This window comes from Acaryochloris sp. IP29b_bin.148 (assembly GCF_028285565.1).
GTDB lineage: Bacteria > Cyanobacteriota > Cyanobacteriia > Thermosynechococcales > Thermosynechococcaceae > Acaryochloris.
This window is the reverse complement of record NZ_JANQOY010000028.1, coordinates 15,685-31,911: the sequence shown is the minus strand read 5'-3', so window position 1 is coordinate 31,911 and position 16,227 is coordinate 15,685. Positions and strand designations below refer to the sequence as shown.

Here is a 16,227-nt window from a genome sequence, read left to right as displayed (position 1 = left end):
TGGGGCATAACCGTGGGTTTCAAAATTGGCTTACTTGGATTAGGAACCGTAGGCACAGGCGTGGGGGAAATCTTTGCGAGTCCTGAAGGCCGTCATCCCCTCTTGCAAGAGATTGAAATTGCCAAAGTTGGGGTGCGGTCTCTAGATAAAGCGCGCAGCCTCAATGTACCGGCTGAGGTACTCACCACGGATCTCAACGCCATCATCAACGATCCCACCATCGATATGGTGGTTGAAGTGATTGGCGGCCTAGAACCGGCTCGATCCCTGATTCTCGATGCCATTGCTCAGGGCAAGCATGTGGTCACTGCCAACAAAGCGGTTATTGCTCGCTATGGCGAAGAAATCTTTAAAGCCGCGACCCAAGCAGGCGTTTACGTCATGATCGAGGCAGCTGTAGCAGGTGGTATTCCGGTCATTCAACCTCTGAAGGAATCCCTAGGAGCCAACCGGATCCATACCTTAATTGGCATTCTCAATGGCACCACCAACTATATTCTCACCAAGATGCAGCAGTCAGGGGCCGCTTTTGCTGATGTGCTGGCTGAAGCCCAAGCTCTGGGCTATGCCGAAGCGGATCCCACCGCCGATGTGGAGGGTTTGGATGCAGGCGATAAAATTGCCATTTTGGCATCCCTTGCCTTTGGTGGACAGATTGATCTAGAGCAAGTCCATCGAGAAGGGATCCGTCAGATCAGTGCAGCCGATATTAACTACGCTAAAAATCTGGGATTTGTGATCAAACTGCTTGCGATCGCAAAAGTTCCCACCACCACAGCGGAACTCCCCCCACCTCAATTGGAGGTGCGAGTACACCCTACCTTCGTCCCCCTAGACCATCCACTGGCTAGCGTCAATGACGTTTTTAATGCCCTGTTGATTGAAGCTGATCCGTTAGGACAGGTGATGTTTTTAGGGCCAGGTGCTGGCGCAGGGCCTACGGCTAGCGCGGTCGTTGCGGACTTAATTAATATTGCCGCCTTGTTGAAAACAGGCATTGTGGCTAACGATCCAGAAACTTCTCGTATCCATCCCCTATTAACCTATTCTCATCCGCACTCCTGCAATATTGCCCCGATGACGGATCTGGTGACTCGCTTCTATGCTCGGTTCCTCACTAAGGATCATCCCGGTGTGATTGGTAAATTAGGCACCGTGTTTGGCCATCATGGTGTCAGTCTAGAATCTGTCGTCCAAACAGATGTGAAAGCAGGCTTAGCCGAGATTGTTGTGGTGACTCATGATGTGCAAGAAGGTAATTTTCGCCAAGCATTAGACGAAATCCGTCAGATGGCGGCGATCGACTCGATCCCTAGTCTACTTCGGGTTTTATAACGTCACAGTATCCTTGACGAGGCGTTCATTACAGCCTTGGATACAATTGAAAGAGCGGATGCTTTCCCTGCCAAGTCAAGAGTCCCATGACAAGCCTTTTTGTTAAATCCGAGACCATAACACTGCCGATCGATCTATCGGCACTGATGTTGGCACGGCAAATGAGTTCCGAGCAATTCTATGAATTTTGCCGGACCAATCCTGATTTACGCATCGAACGCAGTGCGAATGGGGAAGTGACCGTTATGCCGCCAGCCTTTTCAGATACGGGAAACCGCAACCTCAAAATTTCACAGCAAGTGGGCAACTGGGCGGATGAAAACGATACTGGAGAAGTGTTTGACTCCAGTGCTGACTTTACCTTGCCCCATGGAGCTACCCTCTCGCCCGATACCGCTTGGATTCAGGCCGATCGCTGGCAGGCACTATCACCCGAAGAACAAGCTTCCTTTGCACCGATTGCCCCTGATTTTGTTGTGGAACTGCGTTCGGCTAGCGATTCCTTAGTCAGTCTGCAAAACAAGATGAAGGAGTATATTGCTAATGGTGTTCGCTTGGGGCTTCTGATCGACCGTCAAAATCAGCAGGTTTATATTTACCGTCCCGAGACTGATCCGGTCGTTTTAGAACATCCAGAAATCGTCAATTGTGAACCAGAGCTGCCTGGATTTATGTTGAAAATGGCAAAAATTTGGTAGCCCCATCTTTAAAATCCAGCGCCACTACGAGTGCAGAAATTCCCGTACCTGTGAATTTTAATCCCACCCAACTGTCTTATCTGTGCAGGAATACAGCGTTGATGGGACTTACAGCCTCACTGGACGATCAAGTCGATCACGGTAAAACCATCAGGCATTAGGGAGATTGACATCCAGGATGGGGTTGGATGCTCTTGTTCGTTTGGCATAATGGAAGTTAGGTATTGGATATAAAAGGAATGGCTTCTGACTCTGCAACAGCCGCATCGACCTATAGCCAAGAACAAGTTCAGCAAATTTTAAATCTTGCGATCGCACAGCAAGACTATGACGGTGAATTTTCTCATACTCAACTTTTAGAAATTGCGGAAGAGCTAGGCATTCCCCAACACACGCTAGAACAAGCCGCCCAAAGTATTAAAACGCAAGCGGGTGAACTGGTCAAACGCCAAAGCTTTAACCAATACCGTCGCGCTAATTTACGGAAAAAAGCAGGACGATATGCGATCGCAAATTCTAGCCTGATCCTCCTCAATGCCCTGATGGGGTTCTCTTTCCCCTGGTCTTTTTACATTGCGCTGCTATGGGGATTACGATTGGGACTCAATGCCTGGAACGTTTATCACACCGGAGATGAAGCCTACGAACAGGCCTTCCGGCGATGGGAGCGGAAGCATCAACTCCAGCAGAAAGTGGACACTTGGCTAGGACGGTTGTTGAGTGTCTAGCTTTGCCTTCACTCAACTTTGACCTTAATGCTTGGGAAATTGTTATTTTCGCTACAACAAAGCACGGAAAGTCGCCATCCTAGCGATTTCAGATGAACTTATATGTTATGTAAGTTAATTTATATGTTTTGTAGCCTATCTACTGGTGGGTCGTGAAGTGATCGGCGTAGAATTGGGAAAGCTCAAATATAAAGAAAATATTAAAACCAGCGACAACAAACTGTTTTTTTGCAAAACATTCACCTAAGGTGATTGTGATGAATTCCAACCTTCTCCGCCATGTTTGGGACGTTATCGAAACGACCCAGACCGATCTTCTGACCCAGCTCAATGACAAACAGCTGGTCCAGGTGTTAGTGACAAATCTCAGAGATCGCAATGTTCTTCCCGTCAACGAGGAAGCCAATGCCACAGCTTATATCCGCTCTCGGCTCCTCCTGATTCGCGAATTAGCTCAATCTCGCGAAGAACTTTGCTGCCCCCTAAAAGTAAAAGTTGCCATCCACCCTCCTCTAGAAGTATTAACCCGTGACCTGATCGCAGGCTAAAAGGGATCTGGGTGGCTTGCCCCCATCAACGGGGTTGAGTCAGCAAATTATGAAGGCCCTCCATCCACCAACTGTGGCTGCATCAAATACTGATTCAAAAAGGTATTGACGACGGAGAGCAAAATGGGACCAAACAAGAATGCCAGTGGACCGCTCACTTGAAACCCAGGCACAAAGGTCGAGGCCAACCAAAAGCAGATTCCATTCAGAACCAATAAAAATCCCCCTAAGGACAACACAGTTAAGGGAAACGACAGAACCGTCAGTACAGGCTTGACAATGGCATTGACGAAACAGATCGCAATGGCCGCTGCTAAAGCAACCGGAAAACTCGGCAAATCGACCCCTGGGAACACCAGATCAACCACTAATAGGCTTAACGCCGTTGCCAGTAAGGTTAAAAATAGTCCACGCATGGCTTTATCCTTTGGGCTAAGTTGTTACTATCGCGATTCCCATTGGCGTGGGAAAAAATCTGTAATAGCGAGACTAACCTCAGCTTAAAAGACAAATCGATGGATTAATTTGAACCTCAAGATCATTTCACCTTTCTGGTAACTGTGATTAACCTTCTGAATAGTCTGCTGATCGCCCTTGTATTTTCCTTATGGATGCTCCAACTGAGTATGTAACTGGGTGGGTTAGAGTTTGAGAATAGATCCCGTTCTTCTAACTCCGCAATCTCAGAAAAATGACGAATCGTCCCATCTCAGGAGATCTTTGCTATGGGTAAATCACTTCCACCTAAGGCCATCATTGGACTCGGTAAGTTTGTCTGGACCACTATGTGGAATCTGATGATGTCGAATATGGCACCTCGCAGCAAAGCAGGCGCTTATGTCCGTCCAGATAGCCAGTTTCGTTACACCATCGAGGATACGGCGGATTCTCCCTTTCCTCCTGTAGCTCAGCGATATCGACTCTATGTTGGCTTAGGCTGTCCCTGGGCTCACCGCACGCTAGTGGTCCGCGCCCTCAAAGGGCTACAAGCAGTGATTGATGTCGTCGTCGTTCAGCCTTCAGCCACGGCAGGCGGGTGGGTTTTCGAAGCAGAACATCAAGGCTGCAACAGTCTGGAGGATCTCTATCGGCTGGCCCAACCCGGTTATGATGGTCGCTGCACCGTTCCAGTCTTATGGGATACGCAAACTCGCAAGATTGTGAACAATGAAAGTTCCGAAATTATTATTATTCTCAATACGGCCTTTAATCAATTGGCCGAACAGCCCGACCTCGATCTGTATCCCCCAGCGCTGCAATCCACAATCGATCCGTGGAACGACAAAATTTATCATGCGGTTAACAATGGCGTATATCGGTGTGGCTTTGCCCAAACGCAAGCCGCCTATGACCAAGCCTGTCATGAACTATTCCAAGTGTTGGACGAGCTAGATGCAGTCTTAGCTGATCACCGCTATCTCTGTGGTGATACCCTGACCCTGGCAGATGTCCGCCTCTTTCCCACATTATTTCGATTTGATGTGGTCTATTACGGACTCTTTAAGTGCAATCGTCGCCGAATTCAAGACTACCAGCACTTAGGCCCCTATTTAAGGGATTTATACCAGCTGCCAGGGGTGGCAGAGACCTGCAATCTAGAGGCCGTCAAGCAAAGCTATTATGGGTTCCTGTTTCCCTTGAATCCGGGCGGTATTATTCCAACAGGTCCTGATATCACCAGCTTATCAACACCCCACCAGCGCGATCAGCTCGGTCAGGCATCCCCAGTGGTCCAGGGTTAAAGCGAATGGTCTGGGCGCTCAACGCCCATTCCACTGCTGAGCAGCTTGCCCCACAATACTCCCATAGCTAGCCTCAAAGGCTGCCCACTCGGTTAGGTCTGCCATTGAACACTGCTGTTTCATTGCCATAGAGACAAGGTGAACAATCTCGCTCGCCGCAGGACCCACCACATGTGCCCCTAGTATTTGCCCATTCTGGTGGACAATCAGCTTACACCAACCGCTCTGTTCATCCTGCAGTCTCCCTCTTTCAGTGTTTTTAAAGGGTTGATAGATCACTTGGAAGGGCTGGGCGGTCTGCTGTGCCTGCGCTTCTGTTAGTCCAACGCGGGCTAAGGCTGGGACGGTTTGAATCGCCCATGGTAGGGTTTGATAGTCCACCTGTTTTGGCCGTGATAGCGTATTGTGAACCGCTACGGTGGCCTCATAGTGGGCAATATCTGCCAGTGTATACCCCCCTAACACAGAGCCACAGGCATAAATTTGGGGATGCGAGGTTTGCAGCTGAGCATTGACCCATAGGCCTTGGGGTGTATGCCGCAGATTCACCGTCACTCGATTTGGGTCAAGGCAGGCTGAGGAGGATTCTTCAGCCCAAATCAGGGCACTAGCGATCAATGTGCCTTGATCGGCGGTCACCACTTGATAGAGAGGCTGTTGGAGCACTTCCTTGATCTGGCAGTGAGTATAGAGGTGGACGCCCTCTGCTTCTAAATGTGCTTGGACCCGCAGGGCTGCTTCTGCATCTTCCCCAGGCAGGAGATGGGAGTGCTGACTGAGCAGGTGAACAGAGTACCCTAAGTGGGCTAAAGCTTGACTGAGGATGGTGGAAACAGGCCCCTCGCCCACGACAAGGAGGGAATGGGAGGCATCGAGGGTCTCTAATTGCGACATAATTTGGGCTGGCCTAATCCAATCCTCTACAGGCATCCCAGGAATATCAGGAGGAGGTAAATCCGCGTCTAGACACAGGAGATACCGCCGCGATCGCAACACCCGATTCTGAACCTGCACCTGAAGTTGAGGTTTATGGCAGAACTGGGCCACTCCATCGATTTGCTCGATGCCTAAACTGGCTAGTTTGGCCGGTGAGCGCGAGGCTTGAAGATTCAGGATCAAGGCTGCTGCCCATTCCTCCGCACCCAGTGGCGGTTGACGACGGGTTTGAGCCCACTGGCTGAGGATTAAGTGGTGGGGAATCGCTTCGGGGGCGACGGAAATTAGAGCGACTCGGGCTGAGCGTTGCTTTGCTGCGATCGCAGCAAAGCGAGCCGCCGCATTATTGCCCACCACCACCAAATCATAATCGCCAGCCATCACCAATCCCCAGGGCGGTCACGCCTTACCTATCCTGATCTATGCAGACAAGCTTGGCAAGCAATCCGCCAATGCAGTCAGCAACTGTTGGTTGTCTGCGGGCGTGCGTACCGCAACCCGAAAATAGTGAGGACCGAGCTCAGGGAAACTCAGGCAATCTCGAATCAAAATTTGATGACGCTTTAGCAGTTGTTCCTGAAGCATCGGAACGAACACATCCGTCGCGACCAGTAGAAAGTTGGCCACACTGGGCCATGGATAACAGCCCAGCTCCTTTAAGCCAGTCCATAACTGGGCGCGGGCAGGAGACAACCACTGCCAGGTTTGGTCTTGAAACGCCTGATCTTGGAGCACGGCTATCCCAGCGGCAATTGCCAGAGAATTAACCGACCAAGGATCCCGCCATTGTTGCCATCGTCGTAATCGATCGGGGTGACCGATCGCATATCCCAACCGTAAGCCGGGTAAACTGTAAAACTTGGTCAGCGATCGCAAGATCACCAAGTTAGGAAAGTCTTGCACCTTAGGAATCAAACTACCCGAGCCATCCGGCGACACAAAGTCCATAAAGGCTTCATCAATCACCACTAACTCAAATCGATCGAGCAGGGATTCCACTTGCTGGCTATTGAGGAGTTGGCCAGTGGGGTTATGGGGACTATTGAGTAACAAGCCAGAAATGGCTGATTGGCTGACGCGTTTGAGCGTTAAAGTCAACACGTCATCGAGCGGCAGATCCCAAGCCGCCTTTAAGTCCAAAGCAAAGGGATGAAGTTGAGCCTGAAAGGCTTGCAGGGCACGTTGATAATCGGCAAAGGCAGGGGTCAACAGGCCCGTCTCAGAAAGTTGGGCCAAATCTCGACAGGCCCAAGTGAGCAGTTCAGCCGAACCGTTGCCAGGCAAGAACCAGTCACTAGGTAGTTGATGGATCTTGCTTAAAACCTGACAAATCGAGCGGTAGCTGGGATCAGGGTAGCTTGTGAGCGTACCGAGATGAGTTTGTATTGCTGCGATCGCAGAGGGGGGAGGACCCCAAGGATTAATACTGGCTGAGAAGTCCAGGATAGAGTTTGGAGAGCAACCTGCTACGTCTGCAGCCCATAGCAGGTTACCTCCATGTCGAGGCCGGTTCAAAAGTTACCTTGTATCCTCAACGGAACGGATGCAAAGCACTATTTTTTCTTAGGAGCAACTTTTTCCTTGAATAGCTTACCTGCAGAGAAAGCCGGAACTTTGGTTGCGGGAATTTTCATCTTTGCACCGGTTTTAGGATTGCGCCCTTCCCGAGCCTTGCGTTCGCGAGGTTCAAATGAGCCAAATCCCACCAATGTGACTTTTTCTCCAGATGAGACAGATTCAACAATGGCCTCTAAAGCGGCAGTCAGAACAGCATCTGCCTGCTTTTTCGTGACACTTGCCTTATCAGCAACGGCGTCGACGAGTTCTCCTTTATTCATTGATTGACTCCTATTGTTCGATTGAGCGTGAGCAAAAAAATATTCGAGTCTACTGAGTCTGGACAAAAAGATTAATAAATCATCAAGTTGTACCAGATTGTTATGACAGACTAACTAGCTGAAAATATTGCAGCTACGTTATTTTAATGGAACATTCTAATGGCTATTGGCTCAATATAGATCGACACAACCTTTAGATTCCCTGGATTTCAGGTTTTTTTTGGTAATCACTTCTGGGCACACCGAGATATTTGCGATGTCTAAGCAACCATTTTTAGCCTTAGTTTATCCTAAGATTCTTACGCTGAAAGGGTTTGAAGAATTGCCTAAGTTAGAGATGAAAGATTAGACACATCTACTGTGAAATAGATGTTCGCCAAAATTTAATTCTGTAAAAATTTATTAAGCACAGTAGTTTTTGGGCATCTAATCTGGTTTTTTGGGTCTCTCAGTGAAGATTTGGGCCATCAGCATCATTTTTCATGAGCCCATTCATTTTGGCGCTCAATTAAACCCAAAATAAGCACACCCTACCCACAAAAATTGTGGATATATTTCTTAGATTTTTCCCAAAACCCCAATCCATATTCCGAATCATGGATTCAGATTGGCGGTGTCGACGATGGCTTGGGCACTACCGATCAGTGAATACAAAGCTCTTTTTGCTATTTAGCTATTCACATCTGGAGGGACACTCTTGTAGGTCATGAGCCCCGTCCTTACTGAAGGTGCCACTTCACTATAGCGAGTCTATGGCGCTTTTGGGGCTTTCAAGCTTAACTCCAAAGTAGAAAAATAGACTGGTAGCCTTTTCGCAGACAATGCTATTGCCACTTCAGACAGGCGCAGCCCATCGTCACCGGTTGAAAAAGGCTTAGGGTTGCCGTCTTTCTTTTAACCATGCCCCGATTAAGAACCAGACGGTCACAATACAGAGCATGAGTATGCCCACCACAAATGCCATTAACAAGAGCAGAAGCATATAGTCAGTGGGGGCTAAGTCCTGTAAGGCTTCTGTTTCTCCTTGCTCCAAGCTGTTCAGCAATTTCTCGGACCCTAGCCGAACCAATAATAGCGGGGTCAATGCCAAGGCATTATGGATGGCATGGGTCAGCACCGCCCACCAAAATCCATATCTGAGACGAATAAAGCCGAGAAAAACGCCCAGCGCCGTTTGGGGCAAGACCAGCAGTGGAGCAAGGAACCAATTTTGCCACCCTAGGCTACTAAAATTGCCCAGATGAATTAAACCAAAGAGAATAGCTAATCCATAAAATAGCCAGCCTATCCATTTTTCATACAGCTGATGAATGGGTTTAGAATCCTGTCGCTGTAGCCATACTCGCAAGAGCCATACAAGAGCAATGATTCCACCTAGGCAGGGTAACGAAGCCACTTCAGGTAAAACTTGCGATCGCATTAAAGCAGAAACGACTCCCAGCAACCCAATGCCGAGGGGAATGACTAGATTGCTAGGCGTGTAGCGTAACGGTAAACGAAAGATGGCTTCTTCAAACAGCGGAGCGAACACCACGACCAACAGCACAATCTGCTCAATGCCAACCGTTTGAACCACTTCTTCAATGGCATTGTTGGTTTGCAGATTGGTAGCCACTATCGCACTAATGAACCCTAGCGGTAGCACAATCAGTAAAGCTAGAGCATACAGTCTAGGGATATCAACCCTTCCTGAGTGGGGAGTTGGGAGGTTAACTGTATAGTGAGGACGTCTCACAAATTGGAGAAACTGTCCCAGCAAACTTTGGGGCCGAGAAGGCGGTGAAGGCAAGCTGTAAGTCATAACGTCGAAGCGCGTTAGTCACCCAGCAGCCGTTCAGTGAACCGGCAAAACTGTCGTAGGCAAACGCATGAGTATCAGAGCAATGGACAGAGAGCAATAAGCACGAGCGCTTACCTCTACCTTCACTGTGACACACTCTCCCCTTTAAAGAGGGTGGGATTCAGCACTACTGACATAGATTGCAGCGCTAAACCCTGACTGATGTCTACTCGCCTTCTAGACAACACCCTGCTGAGTTAAATTGCTCCAAACAACCAGAATCGGTTTTCTGTCTTCAAGTCTGACAGAGATTCGTTGAACTTTAGATTTTATCTCTGGCGATATGTATTAAACCCGATTAAACAGCCGAGACTCTCTGCTACTAGACCTCTTGGAGGTCCAAGTCTATCGAAGAATGCATTGATACTGTCACGGTAGATACCTTTGCTGACTCATTGTTCAGCCCATCCTTGAAAGTGGCGAGCTTTCAAACTTCGAGAGTCATGTCATCCTAAATGTCGTCGACCATCACTGCGGCTCATATTCCGTCCTTTAGGAGGGTGGTCTCAAAAGACGATAACGGTCCACAGAGCTGAGATAAGCATGCCATCGCTTATAACATGCTTATGAGCAGCATTGATTAGTCAGACTGGCTAAGGGCCTGTAGCTGGCTATCCAAGCTGGATAGATAGCTAGGATCTTCGAGAACCTCTGCTGAAAGACGGTTTGTTTGCACAGCGGCTTGAGCGACTTCAGTGGCCGTAAGCCGTCCAACCCGATAATCACGGACCAAACGGCTGGCAGCGGGGATGCCTTCATGGGTGAACCAACCTTGGTAAGCCATATACGCCAAGTTAAAGGGGGATAATTGGCGAGTCTGAGAGGGTTGAGTAGCAGTCACTTTGGCCAGCTTGCTGGCACCATTCGGCCCTTGGGTAATGATTTGGCGCTGAACCGGAGTTGCTAGCGCAGCTGTCGTACTAAAGCTGACAGCCAAGGCAGCAATGCCAGCTAAGGTTTTGTGGGTCAAGGCGTTAGTGCGTTGCATGGGAATCATCCTCTATCTCGATGCTTTCAATCTAGAGGGAGAGTCTGAAGGAGGACTGATAGAAAACTGGGCGGACTCCAGGAAGTTACTGAGTCAGTCACTAGAGTTGCCTGAGAAATCTGAGAAACCTGATTGCTGCAAAAGCCAAGCGAAGGAGACCGATTCCGTTTAGGTGCCGATTCCGTTATCTCCAACGATGGTGAATTTGAAAGCGTTGACGATAGACGGCAAAGAGCAGGAGCGAACTCATGGCCAATAAATGGAGCTGAAACCCAGCATTAGCAATGTTCCATTCCGGGATTGAGGGCAGCACTAGCACCACGCTCAAGAAGCTGGCAATGTACATGGCTCCTGTTTCTGTTTCTGGATATTTCCAGGTTTTAATCAGGGTGGGGAAAGACGCAAAGATGTCCCCAACGATGGCACAGAGAATGGCAAGCTGTGGAGATGCGATCGCAACTAGAATCACAGCCAGCAGTGAAAAAGCACCACAGGTTAGATCAAACGCCCCCATTTTCCAGTAGCTTTGTTGGTTGGCGAATGACGCTAAGAAGATCAGCAGTGGCAGCAAGCCTGCAATAAAGATGCGCAGGGTGGCCCATGGATCTGCGCCCGCTGATAAGGCCGCCCCTGTACTAATGAGCGGTGGTAACGCCCACATGGACCAAGATACCCGATTAGGCTTCGTCCGACCTGCGAGCGTATCGCGAATATAAGCGAAGGCTCCCGCTGCACTAATAAGGGCGCTGAGGATGACCAACCAATGAATAAACGATAAAACTAGCATTCAGCCTTGTTAATGTCCTGCGCTTCTCACCACTGACACTGACAAAATATTATCTATAAAGTTTTTTAGGTTAATTTGGCTAATCTGAGTTTTAAAGGCTTTACAATGGGTTTACTCTACCCCAATGAAAAGCAACAGTTGTCAAGTCAAAATCAATACTGTGTAAACTAAGTTTTTTTGGTATAAAATAAAGAGTGCTCCTCCCTAGACTGGTGAACATTAACGCGAAAGCGCTACACCCTGTATAAATTGGCTCACAGCACGTAATGCATATTATTTGTGCAAGTTACGATTGACTGTTGAATCCCATAACTCAACTTGAACTGAAAAATGAGGCGGCGATTGGTCACTATCCAAGCCCGAGTCATGCAGGTTGCAGACAAAGGCGAAGAGATTCTCTATGACGAGCAAGTCAACATAGTTGAACCATTCATTTAGCCTAAAAGTGTCAGTCAAGAGACTTAAGGTTAATTCAAGCCCACCGATCAATATCAATACATCTCAGTATTATGACCGGCAACTACCAATTTCCCCGAATCAATGATTTGCCATCCATTAAGCTGCTGGCATCATGTATATGATTGTTAGGTAACTATTGATAGCAATCAGATAGCGCTAGATAGTCAAACTGCTATTTCAGCAGAACATCTCAGGTGTGTTTCGAACGGTGCTCAGTAGCATTGTCTCTCACCGCTGATAAATTAGAAGGCCTCAGTACTGAATGCAAGCAAAAGCATCTTTTCTGACCTTTCTATAACTTGTTCTTGCTGTAACTTGAGTCGCTATATATTCTCTTGCTTGTTTAGACTGTGTTTATGGAAATTCGCGCAGAAAACGAAATTTTAATCTTAGATTTTGATCATACTTTATTCCTATCTAATTCTACGGAAGAGTATCTAAATTCTGCCAAGCCCAGAACATTAGTTGCACTCATTTTAGCCTTGCTTGACTGGTTTAAAGTTTGGAATTTATTCCCTGGTGAAAATAAAAGAACTGTTTATCGTAATGCAATACATGTTATTTGCATTTCTATTCTCTTTCCTTGGTCATACTTTTTCTATAAACAACGAGCTGTAAATCTTGTAGCGGAATATCTCAACTCAGATATTGTCAAAATACTAGAGTCTAAAATATGGAAGAAAGTCATCATTGCAAGTAATGGCTTTGATTTCATCATTCAGCCTCTATTGACCCAAATGAATATTCAGGTAGATGTTATCTTGTCTTCCCAAATATTAACCACGCAGAATGGGATTAGAGCTACTGGGAAGCAAGTCTACTTGCAAAAGCTGTTGACTTACGATGAATTACAGAAGTCAACCTTTATATCAGATAACTTAGAGGACAAAGACTTAAAAAATATTGTCAATGAATTTATCTTCTATGAACATCCAAAAGCAAAACAGCTGAGCGCTGGTCAAAATATATATATTCCTTTCGCTTATACGCACAAATCTAAGCGAGGAAATACCAACCATTTACTTAATGTGGTTCTTCTTGAAGACTACCCTTTTATCTTGGTTGCTTACGGCTTTTCTAATCCTATCAGTATTCAACTATTTATTTCAATTTTATTGGTTCTATTATCGTTTTGGTGTATTTACGAAGCCTGTTATTTCGAAAATGATTTATACGAACTTAGATATGAATCAAAGCATAACAATGCAGATAAAATAGAGTATATAAAGAAAAAACAGAATTCACCATTTGAAGTTTATGCTTGGATATGGGCAGCTATGTTAGCCTTGTCAGGCTTGCTAATACTAGCATTCAAGCCTTATGAAGCTCATAACCTATTTAGCTATGAATTACTTATTGAATTTATCACTTGGATGATCTTCCTGATTATTCTTAGATTGATTTTTAGAGCGTATACTTATTCATCTTCTCTCTACAGAGTTGCTATCTCTCCTGCCTTGCAAATAGCTCGTTTAGTTGGTCCATCATTATTCCTTTCGATCAATTTCTATGGTGCTTTCTTCATAGTCGCTCGAGCACTTAGTCGTTGGTTTAGTTATTCTATTTATCGTGCTGGTGGGGACCGCAAAGCGATATCTCAGCCTCTCATTAGGCATCTCATATTTGTGATTCTTATTGCCAGTATAGCTATTGTCGAGAAAGATATTCGAGTGCTTATATCATTACAGTTTGTATTAACCTTATGCTTTTCTGTGATTAGAGGCCACTTGAGATCATTGGTTGTAAAACTGTCACCTCAAGAAGGAGACACTCTTAGCAAGTTAAATTAACAATCTCTAAGACAGCTCTAAATTTTCTTGGGGATCTGTTCAGCATAGGGCTGTTTTAAGTTCGCTAGAGGCAATTCGAAGGAATTGGAAGTCCGTGAGAAGCAAAAATGCTAGATATACCAGAATATTGGATTCAGTTTTACTCTCGACAACTTGAAACAGTCCTACTGATTAGCCTTCTAAAATTTAGGTAAATTTAGATCTGATTTACCCCTCGGACCCCTAATGATGCATAAAGTTTTATCATTTCACGAGCATACTGATCTCGATTAAAGTTCTCAGAAACCCATTGCCGTGCCTGTTTGCCCATAGCCAATAGAGTTCGATCCTCCATAGCACAAACCTTCTCTAGCACTGTAGCCAATCCTTCAATATCATCAACATCGAACAAGTATCCTGTCTCATTGATACAAATCAATTCTGGAATACCGCCAATGTTGGCACCAATAACAATTCGACCACTGGCATAAGCTTCCAATATGCTCATCGGCGCATTCTCATACCACCGAGACGGCAAAACAACTGCACGGGCACGGTGAATCGCAGCTTTTAAAGCATCCCCTTCTAACCGGCCCAAAAACTTGATAAGAGGGGACTGTGACTCGGGCATTGCTTTAAGAGCCACTTCCTCTGGTCCTGTTCCCACAATCTCCAGTTCAATGCCCGTACGATGAGCTGCTCGAATTAACGTATCAACACCTTTTTCGGGTGCTAGCCGTCCAAAGTAGAGAACGTGATTTCTAAAATCTGGAGACAGCGTATAGTCACGACAGTCAATAAAATTAGGAACATACGCCAGTTGTGTTGAAGACCAACCCCATTCGATCAGCTTTGATCGGAAAAACTTGCTAGGTGTGATTACCTGATCTAAGTAGCGTTTGTATAAGCCCAACGACTTATGAATGGCAGATTCCAACATCACTAACATGCTTGCGCCTAAGGAATCGCGAATACAACGGTTGAGTGGAAGATGCAAGAGATTGCCAGACTTGCACTTCTCACAGATCCCTTGACGGTTGAGCATTTTGTAGGCCGGACAGGCCAACTTGAGATCATGTGCTGTCATCACCGTTGGCACATGATGCTCCTTGAGAGCCACCAATACAGAAGGGGAAAGATGATGATAAATGCAGTGGGCATGGGCAACATCAGGTTTAAAGTCAGCTATTAGGCGTTCTATTTGCTGCTTAGCATCTAAAGAATAAATAACACGACCTGCTCGTAGCAGGGTGTCCTTGAGTCCATATTGATGGCCAAATTCTAATTCTTCGCAAAAATATTGTGACCAGGGTGAATCAATATTACGAGGATGATGCATCGTAAACATTGCGGTTGACCACCCACGCTCTTCGAACATATGGGCATGCTCGAAAAACACAACATCAGACCCACCTCTTCGATAGTGATAGGTATTTAGTGACAGAAGTCTAGACATTATTCGATGATTGTCAGCTTTACATTATTCGTGTTCAAAGCACTATCCGCTAGGTTCAAATATGTAGGTAATACCACTAGCATCTTATGGTGTATACCCTAATGCATTCATGGTTTCATGAAAATAAGGTTGCAGCGATGGATGCATTGTATAAGTAGCTCTAGCGGGCACTGGAGATAATTTTTTCAGCGCAAACTCAAGGAATCTTGAATCTGGCGATAATTCACAAAACTCCAAAAGATGTTTTAAAGTGTGTTGCGGCTGAGAGACTAAGTCCTCATAGCGCAACAGATGAATACCATGGGGAATCTGAGTCATATAATGTAAGCCTTCCCGCATTGTTACAATCCATTCTAAAGTGGCCATATCCAATGGGTTCTCTAATTGCTCTCGCTCTAAATGGAGGTTTCGGTAATCATCATCGATACGGATAATTTGCTCCCACAGCAACTTCCACTTGCGCTGATCAACTCCCCACCAGTCATGTACTTCCGCATCTACTTCAATCCCCAGCCGATTCGACCATCCTTCAATAGACTGGCAAGTATCCCAGCCATTGCGAATTAAGAAGATAAACTTTGCATCTGGGAATAGTGCTCGCACAAATGGTATGCGGAAAACTAGCTCTGGATATTTATCAACAACCCTTTTTGAACCAGAAATAGTTAAATATGCACCAAAAAGCTTTTGAGCAGCTAATTTAACTTCTTCAGTAGCACTATTTTCAGTTAGGCGATATTCAGCTTTACCACGACTGTAGCTTCCTGCTAAATCCTCTTGTTCATAGATAGAGTGCCAAAGCGCTTTGGGTTCATTTAAAAACCCCACCTCTTTGTGCATAGAGAGAAGCGTACCTAAAATTGTCGTCCCACTCCGGCCAGTTCCAATAATAAAGATTGGCTTCTTGACTGTTTTCAATTTTGGAAGATGTTTCTGAAAGTCGAAAAATGCAAATACCAATGGATTAATCCATCGACCTTTTGTAGTAAGAGGACGACCTTCAAAAAAGGTATAACTTAAAAGCCGTATCAATGCTCTTCGAGGACTAGTACGGAGGTAAAGTGAATCAAGCTGAGCAACCATATCTGATGATATAAACAACA

General features: G+C 46.2%; 15 protein-coding genes. 6 read left to right on the top strand and 9 right to left on the bottom strand.

Annotation, left to right across the window (positions count from 1 at the left end; all coding sequences use genetic code 11):
- Window positions 1-12 precede the first annotated feature (12 nt).
- From Q0986_RS02705 to Q0986_RS02690, 4 genes are all read left to right on the top strand, one after another.
- A complete protein-coding gene (locus Q0986_RS02705; protein ID WP_299403309.1) occupies window positions 13-1,335 on the top strand; it encodes a homoserine dehydrogenase in 1,323 nt (440 codons plus the stop codon).
- An 86-nt stretch (window positions 1,336-1,421) separates the two neighbouring features.
- Window positions 1,422-2,033 carry a Uma2 family endonuclease gene (locus Q0986_RS02700; protein WP_299403307.1) on the top strand — a complete coding sequence of 204 codons (612 nt, stop codon included), beginning with the start codon at window positions 1,422-1,424 and terminating at the stop codon, window positions 2,031-2,033.
- A gap of 239 nt (window positions 2,034-2,272) precedes the next feature.
- Window positions 2,273-2,761: a 2TM domain-containing protein gene (locus Q0986_RS02695; protein WP_299403305.1), complete on the top strand. Its 489-nt coding sequence runs from the start codon at window positions 2,273-2,275 to the stop codon at window positions 2,759-2,761.
- Window positions 2,762-3,018: 257 nt separating this feature from the next.
- Window positions 3,019-3,309: a hypothetical protein gene (locus tag Q0986_RS02690; protein WP_299403303.1), complete on the top strand. Its 291-nt coding sequence runs from the start codon at window positions 3,019-3,021 to the stop codon at window positions 3,307-3,309.
- A gap of 47 nt (window positions 3,310-3,356) precedes the next feature.
- Here the strand turns inward: Q0986_RS02690 and Q0986_RS02685 are convergent, their stop codons facing one another.
- Complete coding sequence (locus Q0986_RS02685; protein WP_299403301.1) at window positions 3,357-3,725, bottom strand: phage holin family protein; 369 nt, start codon at window positions 3,723-3,725, stop codon at window positions 3,357-3,359.
- A 309-nt stretch (window positions 3,726-4,034) separates the two neighbouring features.
- On the opposite strand from Q0986_RS02685, the gene Q0986_RS02680 reads away from it, so the two are divergent.
- On the top strand, window positions 4,035-5,051 hold the full coding sequence (locus Q0986_RS02680; protein WP_299403298.1) for a glutathione S-transferase family protein: 1,017 nt from the start codon (window positions 4,035-4,037) through the stop codon (window positions 5,049-5,051).
- Between the two features lie 18 nt (window positions 5,052-5,069).
- Here the strand turns inward: Q0986_RS02680 and Q0986_RS02675 are convergent, their stop codons facing one another.
- The 6 genes from Q0986_RS02675 to Q0986_RS02650 form a co-directional block, all read right to left on the bottom strand.
- Window positions 5,070-6,368 carry an FAD-dependent oxidoreductase gene (locus Q0986_RS02675; RefSeq protein WP_299403296.1) on the bottom strand — a complete coding sequence of 433 codons (1,299 nt, stop codon included), beginning with the start codon at window positions 6,366-6,368 and terminating at the stop codon, window positions 5,070-5,072.
- A gap of 39 nt (window positions 6,369-6,407) precedes the next feature.
- The gene (cobD, locus tag Q0986_RS02670; protein ID WP_299403294.1) at window positions 6,408-7,502 is read right to left on the bottom strand and encodes a threonine-phosphate decarboxylase CobD; all 1,095 of its coding nucleotides are present in this window, start codon (window positions 7,500-7,502) and stop codon (window positions 6,408-6,410) included.
- A 38-nt stretch (window positions 7,503-7,540) separates the two neighbouring features.
- Window positions 7,541-7,825 carry an HU family DNA-binding protein gene (locus tag Q0986_RS02665; RefSeq protein ID WP_299403291.1) on the bottom strand — a complete coding sequence of 95 codons (285 nt, stop codon included), beginning with the start codon at window positions 7,823-7,825 and terminating at the stop codon, window positions 7,541-7,543.
- A gap of 874 nt (window positions 7,826-8,699) precedes the next feature.
- Window positions 8,700-9,626 carry a CPBP family intramembrane glutamic endopeptidase gene (locus tag Q0986_RS02660; RefSeq protein ID WP_299403289.1) on the bottom strand — a complete coding sequence of 309 codons (927 nt, stop codon included), beginning with the start codon at window positions 9,624-9,626 and terminating at the stop codon, window positions 8,700-8,702.
- A 619-nt stretch (window positions 9,627-10,245) separates the two neighbouring features.
- Window positions 10,246-10,653 carry a hypothetical protein gene (locus Q0986_RS02655; RefSeq protein WP_299403286.1) on the bottom strand — a complete coding sequence of 136 codons (408 nt, stop codon included), beginning with the start codon at window positions 10,651-10,653 and terminating at the stop codon, window positions 10,246-10,248.
- Window positions 10,654-10,837: 184 nt separating this feature from the next.
- Complete coding sequence (locus tag Q0986_RS02650) at window positions 10,838-11,440, bottom strand: hypothetical protein (protein ID WP_299403284.1); 603 nt, start codon at window positions 11,438-11,440, stop codon at window positions 10,838-10,840.
- Between the two features lie 815 nt (window positions 11,441-12,255).
- On the opposite strand from Q0986_RS02650, the gene Q0986_RS02645 reads away from it, so the two are divergent.
- Entirely contained in the window at window positions 12,256-13,689 is a 1,434-nt protein-coding gene (locus Q0986_RS02645) for a hypothetical protein (protein WP_299403282.1), read from the top strand.
- A 196-nt stretch (window positions 13,690-13,885) separates the two neighbouring features.
- Here Q0986_RS02645 and Q0986_RS02640 read toward each other — a convergent pair whose 3' ends face one another.
- Together Q0986_RS02640 and Q0986_RS02635 are read right to left on the bottom strand one after the other, a co-directional pair.
- On the bottom strand, window positions 13,886-15,124 hold the full coding sequence (locus tag Q0986_RS02640; RefSeq protein WP_299403280.1) for a glycosyltransferase family 4 protein: 1,239 nt from the start codon (window positions 15,122-15,124) through the stop codon (window positions 13,886-13,888).
- An 84-nt stretch (window positions 15,125-15,208) separates the two neighbouring features.
- Window positions 15,209-16,207: a sulfotransferase gene (locus Q0986_RS02635; RefSeq protein WP_299403278.1), complete on the bottom strand. Its 999-nt coding sequence runs from the start codon at window positions 16,205-16,207 to the stop codon at window positions 15,209-15,211.
- Between the last annotated feature and the right edge of the window lie 20 nt (window positions 16,208-16,227).

What these genes read in the sequence shown, in the direction of transcription:
- Q0986_RS02665 (WP_299403291.1), bottom strand. Translation starts at nt 7,825, where the DNA reads ATGAATAAAGGAGAACTCGTCGACGCCGTTGCTGATAAGGCAAGTGTC.
- Q0986_RS02685 (WP_299403301.1), bottom strand. Translation starts at nt 3,725, where the DNA reads ATGCGTGGACTATTTTTAACCTTACTGGCAACGGCGTTAAGCCTATTA.
- Q0986_RS02690 (WP_299403303.1), top strand. Translation starts at nt 3,019, where the DNA reads ATGAATTCCAACCTTCTCCGCCATGTTTGGGACGTTATCGAAACGACC.
- Q0986_RS02640 (WP_299403280.1), bottom strand. Translation starts at nt 15,124, where the DNA reads ATGTCTAGACTTCTGTCACTAAATACCTATCACTATCGAAGAGGTGGG.
- Q0986_RS02655 (WP_299403286.1), bottom strand. Translation starts at nt 10,653, where the DNA reads ATGCAACGCACTAACGCCTTGACCCACAAAACCTTAGCTGGCATTGCT.
- Q0986_RS02635 (WP_299403278.1), bottom strand. Translation starts at nt 16,207, where the DNA reads ATGGTTGCTCAGCTTGATTCACTTTACCTCCGTACTAGTCCTCGAAGA.
- Q0986_RS02675 (WP_299403296.1), bottom strand. Translation starts at nt 6,368, where the DNA reads ATGGCTGGCGATTATGATTTGGTGGTGGTGGGCAATAATGCGGCGGCT.
- Q0986_RS02700 (WP_299403307.1), top strand. Translation starts at nt 1,422, where the DNA reads ATGACAAGCCTTTTTGTTAAATCCGAGACCATAACACTGCCGATCGAT.
- Q0986_RS02695 (WP_299403305.1), top strand. Translation starts at nt 2,273, where the DNA reads ATGGCTTCTGACTCTGCAACAGCCGCATCGACCTATAGCCAAGAACAA.
- Q0986_RS02650 (WP_299403284.1), bottom strand. Translation starts at nt 11,440, where the DNA reads ATGCTAGTTTTATCGTTTATTCATTGGTTGGTCATCCTCAGCGCCCTT.
- Q0986_RS02645 (WP_299403282.1), top strand. Translation starts at nt 12,256, where the DNA reads ATGGAAATTCGCGCAGAAAACGAAATTTTAATCTTAGATTTTGATCAT.
- Q0986_RS02660 (WP_299403289.1), bottom strand. Translation starts at nt 9,626, where the DNA reads ATGACTTACAGCTTGCCTTCACCGCCTTCTCGGCCCCAAAGTTTGCTG.
- Q0986_RS02680 (WP_299403298.1), top strand. Translation starts at nt 4,035, where the DNA reads ATGGGTAAATCACTTCCACCTAAGGCCATCATTGGACTCGGTAAGTTT.